Source organism: Rhizorhabdus sp. GW822-FHT03C02, from assembly GCF_058801765.1.
Genome location: NZ_JBXANN010000004.1, coordinates 296,527 through 316,727 on the forward strand (window position 1 = coordinate 296,527; position 20,201 = coordinate 316,727).

Annotated in this window: 19 protein-coding genes and 1 tRNA gene; 7 read left to right on the top strand and 13 right to left on the bottom strand. The window is 67.5% G+C overall.

All coding sequences use genetic code 11. The annotated features are described in order from the left end of the window. Window positions 1-2 precede the first annotated feature (2 nt). The 7 genes from proB to hspQ form a co-directional block, all read right to left on the bottom strand. Complete coding sequence (gene proB, locus AC1RM6_RS13730; RefSeq protein ID WP_493102060.1) at window positions 3-1,127, bottom strand: glutamate 5-kinase; 1,125 nt, start codon at window positions 1,125-1,127, stop codon at window positions 3-5. Between the two features lie 229 nt (window positions 1,128-1,356). Beyond that, window positions 1,357-2,412 (bottom strand): GTPase ObgE, encoded by a 1,056-nt coding sequence (obgE, locus tag AC1RM6_RS13735; RefSeq protein ID WP_493102062.1) that lies wholly within the window; start codon window positions 2,410-2,412, stop codon window positions 1,357-1,359. 57 nt (window positions 2,413-2,469) lie between these two features. Next, window positions 2,470-3,039, bottom strand: a complete 570-nt coding sequence (locus AC1RM6_RS13740; RefSeq protein ID WP_493102063.1) for a TetR family transcriptional regulator — start codon at window positions 3,037-3,039, stop codon at window positions 2,470-2,472. A gap of 140 nt (window positions 3,040-3,179) precedes the next feature. Beyond that, the gene (locus AC1RM6_RS13745; protein ID WP_493102065.1) at window positions 3,180-3,752 is read right to left on the bottom strand and encodes a GNAT family N-acetyltransferase; all 573 of its coding nucleotides are present in this window, start codon (window positions 3,750-3,752) and stop codon (window positions 3,180-3,182) included. Between the two features lie 185 nt (window positions 3,753-3,937). After that, the gene (rpmA, locus tag AC1RM6_RS13750) at window positions 3,938-4,204 is read right to left on the bottom strand and encodes a 50S ribosomal protein L27 (RefSeq protein WP_493102067.1); all 267 of its coding nucleotides are present in this window, start codon (window positions 4,202-4,204) and stop codon (window positions 3,938-3,940) included. 27 nt (window positions 4,205-4,231) lie between these two features. Further along, a complete protein-coding gene (gene rplU / locus AC1RM6_RS13755; RefSeq protein WP_493102069.1) occupies window positions 4,232-4,588 on the bottom strand; it encodes a 50S ribosomal protein L21 in 357 nt (118 codons plus the stop codon). Between the two features lie 229 nt (window positions 4,589-4,817). Further along, window positions 4,818-5,189, bottom strand: a complete 372-nt coding sequence (gene hspQ / locus AC1RM6_RS13760) for a heat shock protein HspQ (protein WP_493102071.1) — start codon at window positions 5,187-5,189, stop codon at window positions 4,818-4,820. Window positions 5,190-5,332: 143 nt separating this feature from the next. Here hspQ and AC1RM6_RS13765 point away from each other — a divergent pair. From AC1RM6_RS13765 to AC1RM6_RS13775, 3 genes are all read left to right on the top strand, one after another. Then, window positions 5,333-5,422 (top strand) — tRNA-Ser (locus tag AC1RM6_RS13765). A 264-nt stretch (window positions 5,423-5,686) separates the two neighbouring features. After that, entirely contained in the window at window positions 5,687-7,612 is a 1,926-nt protein-coding gene (locus AC1RM6_RS13770; RefSeq protein WP_493102073.1) for a hypothetical protein, read from the top strand. Window positions 7,613-7,782: 170 nt separating this feature from the next. Then, complete coding sequence (locus tag AC1RM6_RS13775; RefSeq protein ID WP_493102075.1) at window positions 7,783-8,466, top strand: type 1 glutamine amidotransferase domain-containing protein; 684 nt, start codon at window positions 7,783-7,785, stop codon at window positions 8,464-8,466. Window positions 8,467-8,496: 30 nt separating this feature from the next. Here the strand turns inward: AC1RM6_RS13775 and AC1RM6_RS13780 are convergent, their stop codons facing one another. Continuing rightward, entirely contained in the window at window positions 8,497-8,889 is a 393-nt protein-coding gene (locus AC1RM6_RS13780) for a hypothetical protein (RefSeq protein ID WP_493102077.1), read from the bottom strand. Between the two features lie 70 nt (window positions 8,890-8,959). Between AC1RM6_RS13780 and AC1RM6_RS13785 the strand changes: the two genes are divergently transcribed. Then, window positions 8,960-9,526, top strand: coding sequence for a TetR/AcrR family transcriptional regulator (locus AC1RM6_RS13785; RefSeq protein WP_493102079.1), 567 nt, complete (start codon window positions 8,960-8,962; stop codon window positions 9,524-9,526). An 8-nt stretch (window positions 9,527-9,534) separates the two neighbouring features. Here AC1RM6_RS13785 and AC1RM6_RS13790 read toward each other — a convergent pair whose 3' ends face one another. Genes AC1RM6_RS13790 through fdhD form a run of 3 tightly spaced genes read right to left on the bottom strand, consistent with a single transcriptional unit; the run spans window position 9,535 to window position 12,093 of the window. Beyond that, the gene (locus AC1RM6_RS13790) at window positions 9,535-10,764 is read right to left on the bottom strand and encodes a molybdopterin molybdotransferase MoeA (RefSeq protein WP_493102081.1); all 1,230 of its coding nucleotides are present in this window, start codon (window positions 10,762-10,764) and stop codon (window positions 9,535-9,537) included. Further along, complete coding sequence (gene mobA / locus AC1RM6_RS13795; protein WP_493102083.1) at window positions 10,757-11,287, bottom strand: molybdenum cofactor guanylyltransferase; 531 nt, start codon at window positions 11,285-11,287, stop codon at window positions 10,757-10,759. Before mobA ends, AC1RM6_RS13790 begins: the two co-directional genes overlap by 8 nt. After that, on the bottom strand, window positions 11,284-12,093 hold the full coding sequence (gene fdhD, locus AC1RM6_RS13800; RefSeq protein ID WP_493102084.1) for a formate dehydrogenase accessory sulfurtransferase FdhD: 810 nt from the start codon (window positions 12,091-12,093) through the stop codon (window positions 11,284-11,286). Before fdhD ends, mobA begins: the two co-directional genes overlap by 4 nt. A gap of 239 nt (window positions 12,094-12,332) precedes the next feature. Here fdhD and AC1RM6_RS13805 point away from each other — a divergent pair, with 239 nt between their 5' ends. Together AC1RM6_RS13805 and AC1RM6_RS13810 are read left to right on the top strand one after the other, a co-directional pair. Next, window positions 12,333-12,938, top strand: a complete 606-nt coding sequence (locus tag AC1RM6_RS13805; protein WP_493102086.1) for a DUF4142 domain-containing protein — start codon at window positions 12,333-12,335, stop codon at window positions 12,936-12,938. Window positions 12,939-13,243: 305 nt separating this feature from the next. Then, window positions 13,244-15,637: a membrane-bound PQQ-dependent dehydrogenase, glucose/quinate/shikimate family gene (locus tag AC1RM6_RS13810; protein ID WP_493102088.1), complete on the top strand. Its 2,394-nt coding sequence runs from the start codon at window positions 13,244-13,246 to the stop codon at window positions 15,635-15,637. A gap of 371 nt (window positions 15,638-16,008) precedes the next feature. On the opposite strand, the gene AC1RM6_RS13815 is transcribed toward AC1RM6_RS13810, so the two are convergent. Together AC1RM6_RS13815 and AC1RM6_RS13820 are read right to left on the bottom strand one after the other, a co-directional pair. Beyond that, the gene (locus AC1RM6_RS13815) at window positions 16,009-16,992 is read right to left on the bottom strand and encodes a DUF6607 family protein (RefSeq protein ID WP_493102090.1); all 984 of its coding nucleotides are present in this window, start codon (window positions 16,990-16,992) and stop codon (window positions 16,009-16,011) included. Between the two features lie 37 nt (window positions 16,993-17,029). Continuing rightward, window positions 17,030-19,246 (bottom strand): TonB-dependent hemoglobin/transferrin/lactoferrin family receptor, encoded by a 2,217-nt coding sequence (locus tag AC1RM6_RS13820; protein WP_493102092.1) that lies wholly within the window; start codon window positions 19,244-19,246, stop codon window positions 17,030-17,032. Window positions 19,247-19,368: 122 nt separating this feature from the next. On the opposite strand from AC1RM6_RS13820, the gene AC1RM6_RS13825 reads away from it, so the two are divergent. Continuing rightward, window positions 19,369-20,157: a DUF4198 domain-containing protein gene (locus tag AC1RM6_RS13825; protein ID WP_493102094.1), complete on the top strand. Its 789-nt coding sequence runs from the start codon at window positions 19,369-19,371 to the stop codon at window positions 20,155-20,157. Window positions 20,158-20,201: the final 44 nt, after the last annotated feature.

Here is a 20,201-nt window from a genome sequence, read left to right on the forward strand (position 1 = left end):
CATCACAGCAGCACCATATGGTCGCGGTGGACGAGCGCCGCGCGCGGGGCGTAGCCGAGGATCGCCTCGATCGCCTCGCGGCGCTTGCCGACGATCGCGGCGGCGTCGGTCGCGTCATATTCGGCGAGGCCGCGGGCGACGACATGACCGTCGGGGCCGGCGATGTCGATGACGTCGCCGCGCGCGAACCGCCCCTCGACGACGACCGCGCCGGCGGCGAGCAGGCTGCGACCGCTGCCGAGCGCGGTGACCGCGCCTTCGTCGATCGCGATCCGCCCCTTGGCGGTGAGCCGTCCGCCGAGCCAGGCCTTGCGGGCATTGCCGCTCTTCTCGCCGACGAACACGGTGCCATGGCCATCGGCGTCGAAGGCGGCGAGCGGATGGTCGCGCTTGCCCGAGATGATCGCGAGATGGACCCCCGAGCGGGTCGCGATCTTCGCGGCCTCGAGCTTCGAGATCATGCCGCCCGATCCCATGCCCGACGCCGATCCGCCATCGGCCATCGCCCGGATGCGCGCGTCGATGCGGCGGACCTCGGGCACCAGGGTCGCGCCCGGATCGCGCTGCGGATTGGCGGTGTAGAGCCCGTCGATGTCGGAGAGCAGGATCACCCCCTGCGCGTCGGCGGCCTGGCCGATCCGCGCGGCGAGCCGGTCATTGTCGCCGAAGCGTATCTCTTCGGTCGCGACCGAGTCATTCTCGTTGATCACCGGCACCACGCCGAGGCTGAGCAGCCGGTCGAGGGTCGAGGCGGCGTTGAGATAGCGGCGCCGATCCTCGAGATCGTCGAGGGTGACGAGGATCTGGGCGGCGGTCAGCCCCTGTTCGCCGAGCAGTTCGGCCCAGCGGTGCGACAGCGCGATCTGGCCGGTGGCGGCGGCGGCCTGCGCATCCTCGAGGCTGGCGCGCCCGCCCTTGGCGAGCCCGAGCCGGCGCGCGCCGAGGGCGATCGCCCCCGACGAGACGACCGCGATCTTCTGTCCGGCGCGGTGGCGCGCGGCGATGTCGGCGATCACCCCGGCCAGCCAGTCGCGCCGCACCTCGCCCGCCGGGTCGACGAGCAGGGCGGAGCCGATCTTGACCACGAGGCGCGGGCAGGCGGCGGGGGCGAAGCGGGTGGCACTCAAACTCCCTCTCCCACTTGGGGAGAGGGAAGGGGCCCGCGCCGCAGGCGTGGGAAGGGTGAGGGCACGCGATTTGATAATGAGGGCCGCGGCCTTTGATGCACCGTGCCTAACCACGGCGCCTTTGGCGCCGGCACCGCGCTCTTGTCATGCCCCCGGCATGACGACGCACGGCGCCCCTCCCACCGCTTCGCGGCGGGCCCCTCCCTCTCCCCTGCAGGGAGAGGGGTTCTTAGATCGGCGACCAAGGTGCGGGTTCCTCGCCTGCGGGGACGACGGCCTCGGGTGCGGGGCCGAGCGCTTCGATGATGCGGTCGAGGACCGGCTCGAGGCCTTCGCCGCTGGCGCCGGAGAGCAGCATCACCTCGCCCTCGATGCCGTTCTGGGCGGCCTTCTTGACCAGCTTCTTGCGGAGCTTTTCGACCGCCTTGGCATCGACCGCGTCGATCTTGTTGATCGCGACGATCTGCGGCTTGTCGGCGAGGCCGGCGCCATAGGCGTCGAGTTCGCCCAGCACGATGTCGAACGCGCCGGTCGGATCCTCCTCGGTCGCGTCGACCAGGTGGAGCAGCACCCGGCAGCGTTCGATATGGCCGAGGAAGCGGTCGCCGATGCCGGCGCCGTCGGCGGCGCCCTCGATCAGGCCGGGAATGTCGGCGACGACGAATTCGCGGTTCTTGTGGCTGGCGACGCCCAATTGCGGACGCACCGTGGTGAACGGATAGTCGCCGACCTTGGCCTTGGCGTTCGACACCGCGTTGATGAAGGTCGACTTGCCGGCATTGGGCAGGCCGACCAGGCCGCAATCGGCGAGCAGCTTGAGCCGCAGCCAGACCCACATTTCCTCATAGGGCCAGCCGCTGCCATGCTGACGCGGGGCGCGGTTGGTCGAGGTCTTGTAGCTGGCATTGCCGCGGCCGCCGTCGCCGCCGCGCAGGAACACCCGGCGGACGCCGGGTTCGGTGAAGTCGGCGAGCACCTCTTCCTTGTCCTCGGACAGGACCTGGGTGCCGACCGGCACCTTGATCACCAGATCGTCGCCGCCGGCGCCGGTGCGGTTCGATCCGGAGCCGCCCTTCCCGCGCGGCGCGCGGAAATGCTGGGTATAACGGAAGTCGATGAGGGTGTTGAGGCCGGCGACGGCTTCGAAGATGATGTCGCCGCCCTTGCCGCCATGGCCGCCGTCGGGGCCGCCATATTCGATGAATTTTTCACGACGGAAGCTGACGGCGCCGGGACCGCCCGCGCCGGAACGTATGAAAATCTTGGCTTGATCTAGGAAATGCATCGGCGCGCTTTACAGATTTTACCGACAATTTGAAGCTTTGCGTGTTGCGTGGCCCGTTTACCAGCCGCGCATGTGCTTAATTTGCGCGGCGATCACCTCGCGACCGGCGTCGCGCGGCAGTTCGAGCGCGTCGGCCATCTGGGTGCCGATCAGCCCGTCGCCCAGCGCGGCGAGGAACAGCGACAGGGTGATATGGCGCACCGAGGCGCCGCGATGGTCGCCGAGCTGCTCGACCAGGTCATGGACCGAATCGAGGATCGGCTTGAGCGCGGCATGATCGCGCGACAGGATCATCCACGAGACGAGGGCGGCCATGCCCTCCTTCTCGAACGCGTCGAACACCCGGTCGACGACGTCGCGGGCATCGCCCTCGATCGCGCGCGACAGCAGCACCGCCTCGCGGACCTCGGCGGTGATCCGTGCCATCATCATTTCGGCCATCGCGGTGCGCAGGCCCTCGGCCGAGCCGAAATGGTGGAGCAGATTGGCGTGGGTGCGGCTGATCCGCTTGGCGACCGCGGCGAGGGTGACCGCCTGCGGCCCTTCCTCGATCAGCACCGCGCGCGCTTCCGCCAGTGCGATCTCGCGCATGACCTGGGGCTGGAGACGGGGGCGGGTGTGCGGCATGGCGGGCGCATATACGGTTGCGACCGTGCCCGGTAGCGCGATGCGCCAGTGGAATTTCTGCGCGGGGGGCAAGGGGGGCTTGGGCGGGGCTCGAAATGGCGGATTCGGGCGGGGGGAGGCCCGCCCGAATCGCGAAAGCGCTATGCCGCGAGAGCATCCTCGCGGTCGGCATGTTCGATCACCGGGGTCTTGCCATGGGCGAAGGCCTGGCGGCGATAGACGATGCTCGGCTCAAGGCTCGAGCGCGCCTTCGACATCGTCATGGCTTCGCCGACCGGTTCGAAGCCGAGCTTCGCCAGGACATGGCCCGAGGCCGGATTGTCAGCGAAATGGCGTGCGGCGAGCTGCGGCAGCCGCAGCGCGCGATCGGCGATGTCGACCACCGCGCGCGCGGACTCGGTCGCGAAGCCGAGGCCCCAATAAGGGCGCGCGATCCAGTAGCCGAGCTCAGGCGCGCCGCCCTCGCTTTCCGGTGCGTTGAGCCCGATTCCGCCGACCAGCCGCGGCGCACCGTTGGTGCGCGCGAAGATCAGCAGCCGCGGCAGCGGCCCCGGTTCGATCCCGACGAAGGATTCGGCATCGTCGAGGCCATAGGGCCAGGGCGCGCGCGACAGGTTGCGCACGATCGAAAAATCACCGATCGCCGCAGCCAAAGCCGTGGCATCTTCTCTCCAGGCCGGCCGCAACAGCAGCCGTTCGGTACGCGCGAACATGTGGATTTCCTCCCTCTCCGTCGCCCCCAAACGCCCTTAAAAGCAATTGGTTACACGACGGCGACAAAAAATTTAACGTGCGAGGAAGACACGAAAAAGGGAGCCGGTGCGACCCGTCTCCCTCATGATCCAGCGCGCTGGATCTTCGGGTCGCCCTTGGGACGACCCGATATGGATTCGTCCGATTATTCGGCTGCGATCGCCGCTTCGACGCTCACATATTTGCGGCCGAGCTTGCCGTCATGGAACGACACGCGGCCTTCGACGAGCGCGAACAGCGTGTGATCCTTGCCCATGCCGACATTGCGGCCCGGGTAAACGCGGGTGCCGCGCTGGCGGATGATGATGTTGCCGCCGATGACTTCCTGGCCACCGAACTTCTTCACACCAAGGCGGCGACCTGCCGAATCGCGACCGTTGCGCGAAGAGCCGCCTGCTTTCTTATGTGCCATTTGCTATAACTCCTTGCGTCTCTTCGATCAGGCTTCGACAGCCGCGGGAGCGGCCTCGGCCTTCGCAGCCTTCTTCGCCTTGGCTTCGCCGCCGATCGACAGGATCTTCAGGATCGTGTGCTGCTGGCGATGGCCGTTGCGACGGCGATAATTGTGACGACGGCGCTTCTTGAAGACGATGACCTTCTCGCCCTTCGCCTGCGCGATGATTTCGGCCGAGACGGTGAGGCCGGAAACGGCCTGCAGGTCCGAACCTTCACCGGCGAGCAGCACGTCGCCAAGCGACACGGTCTCACCGGCATCGCCGGCGATCTTCTCGACGACGATCTTGTCTCCTGCGGCAACGCGATACTGCTTGCCGCCCGTGCGCACGATAGCGAACATGGCCCTCATCACTTCTTCAAAGCTGTTAGCACAAGCGACCAGGGCCGATGGACCGGGCTGCCTACGCGGGAAAGATGGGTCCGCTAACGGCAGGCCATCCAAATGTCAACCGTTCCGCCATGGTAAAAGGCCCGTAACCACGGGCTTTCGGGCATGTTTGCGGGAATCGCCCACAAGTTTTTCGGGTTGGCGAGGATGGGGCGAAGCGAATCGCCCCAATCGATCTCGATTAATGTTTGTGTTCGCGCCGCAGATTGTAGCGGCCGTCGGCATAGCCGTCGAACAGGCCGTCGATCGCCGGATGATCGATCATCTCGTCGCTGTCGTCATGGACCAGATTCTGCTGGCTCACATAAGCGACATAGGAACTGTCGCCATTTTCGGCGAACAGATGGTAGAAGGGCTGGTCCTTCGCCGGACGGATGTCGGCGGGAATCGCCTCATACCATTCCTCGCTGTTGGCGAAGACGGGGTCGACGTCGAAGATCACGCCGCGGAATTCGAAGATGCGGTGGCGCACGACCTCGCCGATCGTGAAGCATGCATGCGCCACGGGCGGGCTGGACAGGCCGGAAACCGCGGCATTGCCGGCGGCGGACACGGATACGCTTTTCTCAATCACAGCCGCCAATGTAGGCAATGCGCACAAACATGCAAGCGGGTGCTTGGCAAGCGCATAATCTTCCGCTAGTGGCCGCCCCTCATCGACCGGACGGGCCTCCACGGGCCCGGACTACCTCATGCGGAGAGGTGCCAGAGTGGTCGATTGGGACGGTCTCGAAAACCGTTGTGCCTTTACGGGTACCGTGGGTTCGAATCCCACCCTCTCCGCCAATTTCCCCCAACGAGCGGCCGTCAGGCCAGCGGCGGGCGGGGCGCCGGAGCGCCGTCGCCGTCGGATTTTCGACATGCCGCGGGATAGGTCGGCGGGTGACACGGCATGCGGAGCGCATGTTCCGCGATGTTCCTGCCGGATGTCCCGAAAAATACTGCTCAAGCAATAATCCCGTTCGACGACTGTCTTGCCGTGGTTTTATTTTCCCGCGATATCCGGATTCGTGCCTTTTTCAGGCCGGTTTCGTAGGAGGGGGACGTCGAATGGTCGCAATATCCGGAACCGCAGGCAATGATGTGTTGACCGGGACCGATGCGGCCGACGTCATCACCGGCCTGTCGGGAAACGACAGCATCAGCGGCGGTGATGGCGACGACATCCTGAACGGGGGCGATGGCGACGATATTCTCGATCCCGGTTTCGGTGCGGATCTCGTCTATGGCGACGCCGGCAATGATGTGATCCGCTTTTCGGCGGTCCGGTCGAGCAATATCGCGACCCCCGTCGGACTGCTCAACGGCGGCAGCGGCAACGATGTCCTCGACCTCAGCAACGTCGGCCCCACCACCCTGGGAATCATCCAGAACAATGCCGGCCAATACGCGGTCGGCGTCTATGTCGGCACACAGAAATTCGAACTGGTCGGCATCGAGACGATCAAGCTTGGCGCCGGCGCGAGCCTGATAAATTTCTATGAGGGGAGGCTCGACGGCGTCGCCATCTATGCCGGAGGCGGCAACGATCAGATTATCGTCAGTGGAAGCAAGACGATCTTCGCCGAGGGCGGCGACGATTTCGTCTTGCTCGGCGGTTCCTATCTTCAATCGTCGGTGGGTTTCGCCTCGGGCGGGGATGGCCAGGACTCGCTGACCGCCAATATCGGTGCGGTTCTCGACATCGCTGCGCGGACATTGGTGATGGGGCAGGGAAGCTGGACGTTCGAGGGATTCGAGACCTATTTGCTGTCGACCAACGGCTATAGCTCGACCGCCTATGGTGACGATGGCGACAATATCATCGGCGTTTCCTCGACGCTGGACACCGGCGCGGCGGGGGTGACGATCCAGGGGCGCGGCGGCAACGATCGGATCACCGGCAGCGCCGGCGCCGATTATCTGGACGGAGGAACGGGGAACGACAGGATCGATGGCGGCGCCGGCAACGACCGCATCGTCTATGACGCCGCCGACACCCCCGATTTCATCCTGGGTGGCGCGGGCACCGATACGCTGGTCGTCAATGGCGACGTCCTGCCGACGGGGTTCAGCCTCACCGCCCATGGATTCGAGAATGCGGAACGGAATCAAACCGATCCGGGCGGCCATAGCTGGTCGACGATCCAGTCGATCTACACCTCCGCATGGGCGCTGTCGCAGCAGACGACCGTCAATGACGATTCGTCGCGGGTGGTGGTCACCTTCGACCTCGCCAATGCCACGGCCAACAGATCGGAGCTGAGCTATTATGATACGCTCGGCAGGCTCGATTTCGTCGATCAGAACCGGGATGATGGCAGCCGGGTGATCGTCGACTATGATCAGGCGAACACCCAGTCGTGGAGAACCCAGCTCACGGCTTACGATGCGCAGGGGCGGGTCGATTTCTACGACATCACCGGTGACAACGGCCTGCGGACGATCGTCGATCTCGATCAGGCGGGCAACCAGCCGTGGAGCACGCAACGGACCTATTATGACGCGCAGGGCCGGATCGATTTCTACGATATCACCGGCGACAACGGCCTGCGGACGATCGTCGATCTCGATCAGGCGGGCAATCAGGCCTGGACGTCGCAGTTGACCTATTACGACGCGCAGGGCCGGATCGACTTCTACGACATCACCAGCGACGGCGGGCTGCGGACGATCGTCGATCTCGATCAGGCGAACAATCAGAGCTGGACGTCGCAGCTCACCTATTTCGACGCGCAGGGGCGGGTCGATTTCTACGATATCAACGGTGACAACGGCCTGCGCACGGTCGTCGACGTCGATCAGGCGGGCAATCAGGCCTGGACGTCACAGCTGACCTATTATGACGCGCAGGGCCGGATCGACTTTTACGACACCAATAATGACAATGGCACCCGCACCATCGTCGATCTCGACCAGGCCAACACCCAGCCCTGGTCGCAGCACGTCACGCTGTACGCCGCCAACCATACGATCCTGCAGGATTATTTCATCTGAGGCTGCGGCGATGCGCCGCCGCCCGGGGACGGCGCGGGCGCGCAGGACCCGGCCGCCGATATTTTAACCCTAATTAACGCCGCGCAGGCGTGCTCCGGTGATAGCGAAGACCCGTGTTCGCAGAAGGCCCGATTTCCTCAATCGCGCCGCTATCCCAGGAGGAGATTATCGTGACCCAGCATGTCCTGTTCATCGTCACCAACGCTCCGGTGATCGGTCCGCACAATCGCAAGACCGGTTTCTTCTTCGCCGAGATCGCGCATCCATTCGAGGTGCTCGACAAGGCGGATATCGCGATCGAGTTCGCGTCCCCGGCCGGCGGATGGGTGCCCTATGACGCCTATGACGAGAGCGACCCGGCCCAGAAGGCGTTTTTCGAGAGCAAGGCGTTCCGCCGGCTGAATCGCAGCCGCAAATTGTCCGAGGTCGATGCCGCGGACTATGATGCCATCCTGATGCCGGGCGGGCTCGGGCCGATGGTCGACATCCAGCGCAATGCCGACGTCCAGAAGGCGGTCACGCGCGCCTGGACGACGGGCAAGCTGGTGACCGCGGTCTGCCACGGCCCCTGCTCGCTGCTCGGGGTGGACCTCGGCGACGGCACCCCGTTCGTGCAGGGCAAGAAGCTCACCGCCTTCTCGAAGAAGGAGGAATATGACTATGCCCGGGAGGACGTGCCCTATGAGCTCGAGGATGCGCTGAGGGCCGAGGGTGCGGACTATTCGTCGGTCGCCAACTGGGAGCCGCATGTCGTCGTCGACGGGCGGCTCATCACCGGCCAGAATCCCGCGTCGGCGGGGCCGCTGGCGAAGGAACTGCTCGCCGCGCTCAACCGGATCGCCGCTGCGGCGTAGAAGGGCGGACCGGCGCCGCCGCCTGGGCGATCAGGCGGCGGCGCCCGCGCGCGGGCGTGCCATCAGCAGCGCGACGCCCAGGCTCACCCCATAGCCCCAGAGCAGCCAGGCCGCGCCCGCGCGCAGCGCCTCGGCCTCGTCGCCATAGACCGCGGGCAGCCAGTGGAGCACCGCGCCGTCGATCATCATCGCGATCGCCCCGACCAGCGCGACCCCGGCGAGCAGCTGGTCGGCGACGAGCCGGGCCGCGCGGCGGATCAGCACGACGCTGCCCCAGGCGAAGAACAGGGTGGTGACGAAGGACAGGCCGCCGAGCAGCGGGTCGGTCAGCGCGTCCGGGAACAGGCGAATATACAGCGTCGCCGCGCCCCACAGAGCGAGCGCGACGATGGTGAGGATCGGGACCTGGCTGCGGGTGAACATGGGACCTCCACGACTCGATGTAGTATATGCTACATAGCAGGGTGATGTAGCATCTGCTACAGGCGGTCGCATGACGACCGACAGGACCGATCCGAAGGCAAGGAAGCGCGCCGCGCTGGCGACGGCGCTGGGCGATATCGTGCTCGCCGAGGGACTCGACGCGCTGGCGCTGCGCCCCGCCGCGGCGCGGCTGGGGACCAGCGACCGGATGCTGCTCTATTATTTCGGGACCAAGGCCGAACTGGTCGCCGAGACGCTGGCCGACGTCTCGCGGCGACTCGCCGGCCGGCTTGCGGCGATTCCCGTCGGCGCCGGGCTGTCGCCGGCGGCGATGATCGACCAGGCGAGCCGGCTGATCGCCGAGCCTGCGCTGCGGCCGTTCATGGCGTTGTGGGCCGAGATCGTCGCGCGGGCGGTACGCGGCGACCCGGCCTTCGCGGCCACCGCCCGCGCGATCGGCGCCGGCTGGCTCGGCTGGATCGTCGAGCGGACGTTGTTTCCGGACGGGGTCGATCCCGATCGCGGCGCGGCGGCGATCCTCGCGGTGATCGAGGGTGTGTCGACGCTCGGGCTGATCGGGATCGATGGCGGTGCCGGGTTCGCCGATGCGCTGTGCCGAAGCCTGGAAGGACGATAGGCCCTGCGTCAGCCGAGCGGCAGGTTCTTGGCGTGCACCTGCGCCGTCGATGGTCCGTCGCCGGGCCGGTCGACCCGGAGCCAGCAATCGGCCTGGAGCAGCGAGTGGAGGATGTGCGAGCGCTGGTCCATCGTGGTGTCGATCGCGAGCCGCCCCCGGTCGTCGATCGTCCGCCGGCCGCGCAGGAACAGGGTGGTGCCGGGGCGGCCGGGCTCGGCCGAGGTGATCGGGTCGCCGGTCTCGGCGGGCAGGCCGAGCATGCGACGGATCGCGGCGCCGACGAAGAAGCGGAAGCCGGTCAGCGCCGCGAGCGGAGTGCCGGGCAGGCCGAAAAAGGGGCGGCCGTCGGGCAGCAGCGCGAACAGCAGCGGCTTGCCCGGGCGCATCGCGATGCCGTGGAACAGGATGCGGCAGCCGCGATCCTCGAGCCGCGCGCGCACCAGGTCGAAATCGCCGACTGAGACCCCGCCGGTCGACAGGATGACGTCGCCCGCCGCGGGCCGGGTGGCGGCGTCGAGCAGCAGGTCGATCGCCTCGCCGCGGTCGGGGGCGCGGCCGACCGCGGTGAAGCCGAGCCCGGCGGCAGCGGCGCAGGCGGCGATCATCGGGCTGTTGCTGTCGACCAGCGCGGCGGGATCGAGCGCGCCGCTGCCGGCCTCGGCGAGCTCGCTGCCGGTGGCGAGCAGCCCGATATGCGGCACCCGGCGGACGTCGACCTTCGCGACCCCGAAGGCGGCGAGCACGCCGATCATATCGGCGGCGAGGCGGACCCCGGCGGGCAGGATCGTCGCACCTTGGGCGATATCCTCGCCGATCGCGCGGACGTTGCGCCCGGCCTCGATCGGGCGGTGGATGACGAGCCGGCCGTCGACGATGGTCGCGGTCTCGCGGGTCAGCACCGCATCGGCGCCGTCGGGCACCGGCGCGCCGGTGGCGATCGGCACGGTTTCGCCGGGCGGCAGCGGCGGCGGCCAGGTTCCGGCGGGCACCAGCGCGCCGATCGGCAGCGCGATCACTGCCTCGGCACAGGCGGTGGCGATCGTGTTGCTGGCGACCGCGAAGCCGTCCATCGCCGAGGCGCGGAAGCGCGGGGCGTCGGCGCCGGCGGCGACTGCCGCCGCGGTCACCCGGCCGAAGGCGGCGGCGATGGGGACGGACTCGCTGCCGAGCGGGGTCACGTTCGCGGCGATGATCGCCAGCGCCTCGTCGACGCCGATCCGCGGCGCGCGCTCAGCCATGGCGGGCCTCGATCGCGGCGAGATCGGCGGGGGTGTTGATATTGGCGATCGGCACCGCCAGCGTCCGCCGGGCGGCGCCGATCCGGTCGGCCCAGCCGCGCATCGACCGGCGCGGATCCGCGGCGACATGGCGGTCGAGTTCGTCGGCGAGCGCGCAGGGCCACAGCCCGATCACCGGCAGATCGGCGAGGCAGGCCGGGGCGGCGCCGAGCTGCGCGCGCAGATTCTGCGGGATCTGCGGGGCATCGCAGGGCACGCTCAGCACCGCGTCGAAACCGCGCGCCTGCCCGGCATGAAGCGCGGCGGCGAGCCCGCCGAGCGGGCCGAGGCCGGGGGCGGGGCGATCGGGGACCATGTCATAGCCGTCGATCGTTCGGCCGCAGATCAGGATCGCGTCGCACTGGCGGCCAAGCACGTCGATCATATGCGCGATCAGCGGCGCGCCGCGATAGGACGCGACCGCCTTGTCGCTGCCGAAGCGCCGCGACTGGCCGCCGGCGAGGATCGCGCCGAGGATCTTCATGACGATGTCGCCTCGGGGGCCAGCATGGCGTCGGCGCGGGCGAGCACCCGGAGCGGCAGGCCGGCGGCGGCGGCGCGTTCGATCGCGAGGCTGGTCGGCGCCGAGATCGTCGCGAGCAGCGGACAGCCCGCGAGCACCGCTTTCTCGACCAGCTCATAGGAGCAGCGCGACGACAGCAAGGCGAATCCGTCGTCCCAGCCGAGGCCCTCGCGGAGCATCGCGCCGATCAGCTTGTCGAAACTGTTGTGGCGCCCGACATCCTCGCGCACCAGCCGGATCGATCCGTCGGCAGCGCAGGCGGCGGCGGCGTGGGCGGCGCCGGTCGCGCGGTTGAGCGGCTGGTGATCGCGCAGAGACGTCAGCGCCCGGAAGATCGCGGCATCGCCGGCGCGCGAGGTCGCTGCGACCGCGGGCAGCGGCCGCAGCGCCTGTTCGAGATTCTCGATCCCGCACAGCCCGCACGCCGATTCGGAGACGCGGTGGCGCACCCGGTCGAGCACGCGGCGACGGTTGGCATCGGCGAGCGCGAGGCGCAGGATCATGCCGTTCGCGGCGTCATGGCAATCGACGTCGATGAGGTCGGCGGCACGATCGATCAGCCGCTCGGCGAGCGCGAAGCCATAAGCGAGATCGACCAGGTCGGTGGGGGTCGCCATCAGCACCGCATAGCCGATCCCGTCGATCTCGATCGCGACCGGAACCTCTTCGGCGACGCTACGGGCGATCGGCGCGGCGGCGGCATCGGGCATGATCCGCAGGAAATCGATCGCCACCGATCCGGTCACTGCTTCGTCCCTGCTGTCCATCGGCGATCTTGTAGGGCGAAGCCGGTTGGTCGCGCAACGGACCGGGCTATCCCTTCGCCGTCATGCTGAACTTGTTCCAGCGTCCACCGTGCGACAAGGGGCCGTTCCCGAGAGGAAGAGTGGATGCTGAAACAAGTTCAGCATGACGAATTGGGGAGCGGTCCCGAGGCAGGGAAGGCGATCGGGAACGCGGTCGGGGCCAAGGCGTTGAGGGGGCTTCATATTCCCGGAGAGGTAAAATGCAGAAAATCCTGACGATCACGTCGGTCGCGGCGCTGGCGCTGAGTCTGGCGGCGTGCGGCCCCAAGGCCGAACAGAAGACCGATGCCGCGGTCAACCAGGCCGGCGACGCGATGGCGGCGGCAGGCGAGATCGCGTCGAACGCCGCGCAGGACGTCAAGGAGGCGGTGACCCCGACCCCGACCGGATCGGAGTTCGCCAACACCGCCGCCAAGAGCGACGCGTTCGAGATCGCCGCCGCCAAGCTCGCCGCGGCCAATGGCGCCTCGACCGAGGTCAAGAGCTTCGCCGCCGAGATGGTCAAGGCGCACACCGAATCGACCGCCAAGATCAAGGCCGCGGCCGCCAAGGCGAGCCCGGCGATCACCCCCGACGCGACCCTGACCGAGGACCAGACCGAGGATCTCGCCAAGCTCAAGGGGCTCAAGGGCGCCGATTTCGACACCGCCTATGTCGACGGTCAGATCGACGCGCACCAGGACGCGCTGTCGCTGATGCAGGGCTATGCCAAGGACGGCGAGGTCGCCTCGCTCAAGACCGCCGCCGGCGAGATCGCGCCGGCCGTGTCGCATCATCTGGAGATGGCGAAGGCGCTGAAGAAATAAGGGGGCGGGCGGGGCTTTCGCGGTCCCGCCGCCTTCGAAATTTGCGTCATCCCGGACTTGATCCGGGATCTCACTTCTTCTTCGGCCGCAAAAGGCAAAGAGATCCCGGATCAAGTCCGGGATGACGAAGAAGGATAGAGAGGTAAGTCAGGCCTCCGCCGGGATGACGTGTTATTTGAAGGGCGACGCACGCCGACCGCTCGCCCTCCCCATGGAACCATATAACATCACCGTCCGTTTTCCCGGCCTCGCCTGACGCGGCGATCGTCCGCGCCCTTTGCCGTTCGTTTCGAAAGCTATCGATCATGGCCCATGCCGACCGTCTTCCCTCCCGCAGCAACTGGGGGGCGATGCTCCTCGGCGGCCTGATCGCGCTGATCGGGCTGGTCCTTACGATCGGCGGGGTGTGGCTGCTCGCGGTCGGCGGTTCGGCTTATTATGCGATCACCGGCATCGCGATGATCGTCGCGGGTGTGCTGCTGGTGCGCGGAAGGTTGGCGGGCGGCTGGCTCTATATCGCGATCTTCGCGGTCACCCTGGTCTGGGCCTTCTGGGAGGTCGGCGCCAATGGCTGGGCGCTGGTGCCGCGGCTGTTCGCGCCCTTGGTGCTGCTGATCTTCACGCTGCCGGTGATGGCGTCGCTCGACGCCACCGAACATCGCTGGCGCAAGGCCTGGACCGCGGTCGGCGCGGTGCTGCTGGTCGCGGTGGTCGGCGGGGTGGCGATCGCCAAGGCCGATGAGCCACCCGTGCTCGCGTCGCTTCCGTCGGCGGGCACGGGGATGGCCGATCCGGCGCTGCTGCAGGCGGGCGCCGACTGGCCGCAATATGGCGGATCCTTCGCCGCGCGCCGCTATTCGCCGCTCGCCCAGATCACCCCGGCGAATGTCGGTTCGCTCAAGCGGGTCTGGTTGACCCACACCGGCGACCTTCCGTCGAACCCGATGATCCGCAAGACCTATGGCGCCGAGAATACCCCGCTCAAGATCGGCGATACCCTCTATGCCTGCACCCCCAAATCGATGGTGATCGCGCTCGATCCGGCGACCGGCAAGCAGCGCTGGCGCTTCGATCCCAAGGTGCCCGACACCGCGATCCCCTATACCGCCGCCTGTCGCGGGGTGAGCTATTATGCCGTCCCCAACGTCGCCGCGACCACGCCCTGCGCCACCCGGATCATCTGGGGCACGCTCGACGCGCGGGTGATGGCGATCGATGCGCGCACCGGCGCGCGCTGCGCCGATTTCGGGACCAATGGCCAGGTCTCGATCACCGAGGGGATGGGCAATGTCCCCGACGGCTTCATCTCGATCACCTCGCCGCCGACGATCGTGCGCGGGGTGGTGGTGACCGGGCACCAGGTGCTCGACGGGCAGGACCGCTGGGCGCCGTCGGGGGTGATCCAGGGCTATGACGCGGTCACCGGCAAGCTGCGCTGGGCGTGGGACATGATGCATCCCGAACGCAACGGCGCGCCGCCGGCCGGCCAGATCTATGCCCGCGGCACCCCGAACATGTGGACGATCGCCTCGGGCGACGAGCAACTCGGGCTGGTCTATCTGCCGATGGGCAATGCCGCGGCCGACTATTATTCGAGCCTGCGCCGCCCGCAGGAACATGCGTTCGCGACCTCGCTGGTCGCGCTCGACGTCACCACCGGCAAGCCGAAATGGCGGTTCCAGGCGGTGCGCCACGATGTCTGGGACTATGATTTCGGCGCACAGGCGACGCTGATCGACTATAAGGGCGTGCCCGCGCTGGTGCTGCCGAGCAAGCAGGGCGACATCTATGTCCTCGATCGCCGCACCGGCCGCGCGCTGACCCCGGTCGGACAGATCCCGGCGCCGGCCGGCGGGGTCGAGCCCGCGCAGCGATCGCCGGTGCAGATCGTCTCGCTGTGGCAGACGCTGCGCAAGCCGATGCTGACCGAGCGCGACATGTGGGGGATGTCGCCGATCGACCAGATGATCTGCCGCATCCAGTTCCGCCAGGCGAGCTACAAGGGCTTCTTCACCCCGCCCGAGGAAAGCCGGCGTTCGATCGAATATCCGGGCTATAATGGCGGCACCGACTGGGGCGGGATCGCGGTCGATCCGGCGCGCGGGGTGATCGTCGCCAATTATAACGACATGCCCAACTATGTCCGGCTGGTGAGCCGCGCCGAGGCGAATAAGCGCGGCTGGGCGCCGCGCGACCAGGCGCGCGGCCAGATCGGCGGCGCCGAGGGCGCGGGCGATCCGCAGGCGCACACGCCTTATGCGATCGACGTCAATGCCGGCTGGCGGCTGCCCTTCACCGGCATGCTGTGCAAGCAGCCGCCTTATGGCGGGATCCGCGCGATCGACATCGCCACCGGCAAGACGATCTGGGACCGGCCGCTGGGATCGGCGCGCACCAACGGCCCGTTCGGCATCCCGTCGATGCTGCCGCTGACGATCGGCACCCCGAACAATGGCGGATCGGTGGTGACTGCAAGCGGGCTGATCTTCGTCGCCGCGACCACCGACAATCTGATCCGCGCGATCGACCTGAAGACCGGCAAGGAATTGTGGCACGACGTGCTGCCTGCCGGCGGCCAGGCGACGCCGATGGTCTATCAGGCGGGCGGACGCCAGTTTCTGGTGATCATGGCCGGCGGACACCATTTCATGGAGACGCCGATCGGCGATGCCGTGGTGGCGTACGCGCTGCCGCGCTGATTTATCCTCTCCCCTTGTGGGAGAGGATGCCAAGACTTGGCAGCCTGCTGCCTAGTCGCGGCTGGAGAGGGGGCGATTGCGCAGCAATCGCGCGGCGCTTTGCGCCGCACCCCTCACCCTCCCAAACCTGCGGTTTGGGCCCCTCCCTCTCCCACAAGGGGCGAGGGGAAATGGTGGCAAGGACCTTTCCGCATCCGCGTTCCCGATGACTGGACCGATGGACGGGCCAAGAAAACGGACCACGGAAAGGCCCTTGCCCACCCGCACCCGGGAGGGGGGCGCGGGCTATTCTAAAGGGGTGCCGAGCCCGGCTGGACAGGTCCTGCGCCGTCCAGCCGGGCTCGACGCATCATGCGCGAGAGCAAGCGTCCCTACTTGCCCGTTTCGCGCACGATGATCGCATGGGCCTCGCTCTTCGCGGTCGCGAGCGGGGCTTCGCCGCTGGCGACGTCGTCGGCCAGCAGCATCAGGTCGTGGCCCGAGGTCGAGCCGTTATCGGGTTCCTCGCCGAGTTTCAGGCCCCGCGTCGTTGCGATCACCTTGTCCCAGTCGGCGCGCACCGCCGCCCAATAGTCGGCGGTCTTGCTCCAATAGGTGTCGGCGGCGGCGACCGGGAAATCGGTCGCGGGGACATAGCTGTTGATCACCACCTCGTGCGCGAAGGTGACCGGCTTCCCGTCCTTGCTGCCGATCTTGGCATTGTCCTGTTCCTGGACCCAGCCGGCCGGGGTCAGCGCATGGCGGTTGGTGCCGAGATAATGGTCGTAGGGCGGCTTGCGGGTGGCGTCGCGGCGGGCGAGGGGGCGCATCGTCTCGTCGCTCATCCAGCGGGTGACGCCGTCGTCATAGCGCCAGCGGCCGACCGCGCCGTAGCGCGGGCTGTCGTCGGTCTGCCACACCGTCTGCGACCAGGCGCCCTTGCGCTGGGCGGCGGGCACCGCCGCGAGCGTCCAGCGGCCGGGACCGGCATAGACCAGCACGCTCGCCGGCTGCCAGGTCCAGTCCTGCCGCCAATGCTTGATCACCAGCGGCTCCTTGGTGCCGCTGTCGACCACCAGCAGATGCTGGAGGATGATCAGGTCGGGGGTGTCTACGATCACCTTGACCACCTCGTGCCCGCCGCTGAGCTTGGCGGGATAGGGGGTGTAGCCTGCGACGAACGGCACGGTCTCGCGCATGTCGAAGGTCACCTTGTAGGTGCCCGACATCGCCAGGATCGCGGTGCGGTCGCGCGCCTTGTCGCCATATTCGGCCGCGGCCGACGCCGGCGCCGGCAGGATCGCGGGGGCCAGCGTCGCGAGCAGGAGTGCGGCGCCGGCAAGGAGAGGAGAGCGGAACATGGGACGTTTGTTCATATCTCGGCCTTCGCTTGTTCGGTTGCAGGGAGGATGATCAGAGCGTCAGTGCCAGCGACAGGCCGAAATTGCGGCCCGGCTGCGAGTAGGCGTCGCGGATCGTCGAGGTCGAGGCGAGCCCGCGCACGTCGCTCCACCAGAAATATTTCTTGTCGAACAGGTTGAACAGCCCGGCGCGCACCGTCGCATGGTCCATCACTTTGTACGAGACGGTCGCGTCGACGATCCAGAAGCCCGGCGGGGTGAAGCAGACCGTGGTGGTGGTGTTGCAGCTGTTGTTGGTGCGCGACTGTTTCTTGCCATCCGAATGGGTGGCGACGATTTCGGCGCGCAACGGGCTGTCGTCCTTCTGGTAGAAGAGGCCGCCGACGAACTTGATCGGCTCGACGCTGTCGAGCGGGGCGGAGACGCCGTTGCTGCGCACCGTGCCCTTGGCATAGGAGAAGGCTGCGCGCGCGCCCACGCCGCTGTCATGCCGATATTCGCCGGTCGCCTCGATCCCGTGGATCTTCACCCGGCCGATGTTCACATATTGATAGACCGCCGGATTGGCCGCGGTGAACGCGCCGCTGATCTGCACCTGGTCGATAAAATTCTTGTAGCGCCCCGAAAAGGCGGTGGCGCTCGCCGACCAGGCCGAACCGTTGAGGCGAACCCCGCCTTCATAGGCGCGGCTGGTCTCGGGTTTGAGATCGGGGTTGGGGATCGACCGGTAATTGGCGACCAGATTGGCGAAGCCGTTGTTGATCTGGTTGGGCTCGGGCGCCTTGAAACCCTGGGTGTAGTTGGCGAACAGCCGGACCATCTCGGTCGCCTTGACCACCACGCCGATCCGCGGGGTGACCTTGGAGTCGCCCTGGCCGCGCGGCACGAAGGTGGTGAACAGCGGGTCGTTCTTCGGATCGAGCTTGTAATGGTCGTAGCGCAGCGCCGGGTAGAGCAGAACCCGGCCGTCGGCGATCGAGATCTCGTCCTGGAGGAACAGCCCGGTCAGCGTGTAGTCGGTGGTCGGGAAGGCGCGGGTCGGGAAGGTTTCGCCGGCCGGCGGCACGGTGCCGTCGCGCAGGCCGGTCTGCCGGGTGTGCGAGGCATCGCCGCCATAGACGAGCAGATGCTCGACGCTGCCGGTCTCGAACCTGCTTTCGAGCTGGATCATCCCGCCATAGACTTCATTGTCGAAGCGGTTGATGCGGCGGCGGTCGGCGGCGGTGTTGCGGTCCTCGAACGCGTCCTGCAGCGTCGTGCTCTTCTGATAATAGCCGGCGACCCGGGCGCCGCTGACGAAACCCTCGCCGATATAGCGATAGTCGATCGTGCCGCGGTTGCGCTTCGTCGTGTCGTCGGCGGTGAGGCCGAGCACCGAGGTGGTGGCGAGCGGCGGCTTGGCGATCGCGCTCAGCACATTGGTTTCGACGTCGGAATCGAAATGCTCATAGGTGAAACGCAGCCGGTGCGCGTCGCTCGGCTGCCACACCAGCCGGGCGAGCACCGCGTTGCTGTCGATGTCCTGCGGATTGGGGGTGGTGCGGTCGGTGTTGGCGCTGTCGTTGCTGCCTTTGTTGTCGAGTTCCTTGCCGTCGCGGCGGGTATAGGCGACCATCGCCGAGACGGTGCCGGCCTGTCCGGCCGCGACCGCACTTTTGGTCCAGCTTTCGTCGGTGCTGTCGTAACCGATGCGCACGCCGCCGCCGATCGACTGGCCGTCTTTCAGGAAATCCTGCGGGTCCTTGGTGATGAAGCTGACCGCGCCGGCGACGCCGTCGCTGCCATAGAGCGCCGAGGCCGGACCGCGCAGGATTTCGACCGACCTGACGAGATCGAGGTCGACATAGTCGCCACGACCGACCGACTGCGCGCCGAAGCTGAACGCGTCGGGGACGCGGACGCCATCGACGGTGATCAGCACGCGATTGCCCTCGAGCCCGCGAATGTTGAAGCCGCTGTCGCGGTCGCGGCCGGCCGACGATCCGGCGGCGGTGAAGCGGGCGGGCGCGCGGCGGACGCTGACGCCCGGCTCGTAACGGACCAGGTCCTTGATGTCGGTGATGAAGCGGTCGTCGATCGTCCGCGCGTCGATCACCGATACGGTCACGGGAACGTCGATGATCGGCTTGTCGGTGCGGGTGGCGGTCACGGTGATCGTCTCGGCGTCGCTCGCGGCGGCGTCGCCAGCGGCTTCGGCGGCGAAGGCGTTGCCGTTGGCGAACAGGATGGCGATCGGCGCGATGCCGCCGAGCAGTCTATTCAGTTTCATTGCAGTCCCTTGTGGTTGCCCGTTCGGTCGAGCTTCGTCGTTGAAAAACTTGCTAATGAGAATTGTTCGCGTTAGCAAGTCCCCAACGAAACGAAATTTGGGGACGCATGATGACGCGGGTTATGACGGGACTATTGGTGGCGGGCTTCGGGGCGGGAACGCTGATCCTGCTCGCGGCGCCGGCGCTGGCGCATATGCCGGTGCTGAGCCCGAGCCTGTTCGACGCCGGCAAGCGCGACCTGGTGACGATCGAGGCGAGCTTCACCGAGGACGCCTTCCGCCCCGAGATCGCGATGAAGGATGCGCCGTTCGAGGCGACCGGTCCCGACGGTACCACCGTGAAGCTGGCCCCGCCGACGGTGCTGACCGAGGTGACCCTGGTCGAGGCGAAGCTGCCCGCCGACGGGCTCTACCGGGTGTCGTCGGGGCAGCGCTTCGGCCGGATGAACAAGATGTACCGCGACGGCGCCCAGTGGAAGATGGTCGGCGAGGGCGCCCCGGCCCCGGCGGGGGTGGCGCTGGTCGACGCGCAGAGCGCGACCCTGGCCGACGTCTATATCCTCAAGGGCAAGCCGGGCGGCGACGGCGCGCTCAAGCCGCGCGGCACCGCGCTCGAGATCGTCCCGCTCAGCGACCCGAGCGCCTATGAGGCGAAGACGGCGCTGCCGTTCGCGGTCCGCTATGACGGCAAGCCGCTCGCCGGCGCGTCGGTCGAGCTGTTCCGCGAGGCGGGCTTCTACGACGGGAAGAAGCAGGTCGCCGAGGTGAAGAGCGATGCCACGGGCAAGGTCGCCTTCACCGCCCCCGATGCGGGCCGCTACGTCCTGCTGGTGCGCTACCGCGACGCCGCGCCGGTCTCGGGCAAGCCGCTCTACAGTTTCACCGTAACCCTGGCGTTCGAGGCGATGTAATCAGCGCCTTCGCTCCGGACCGCGCCGTCCCGTTCTGCGGGCGG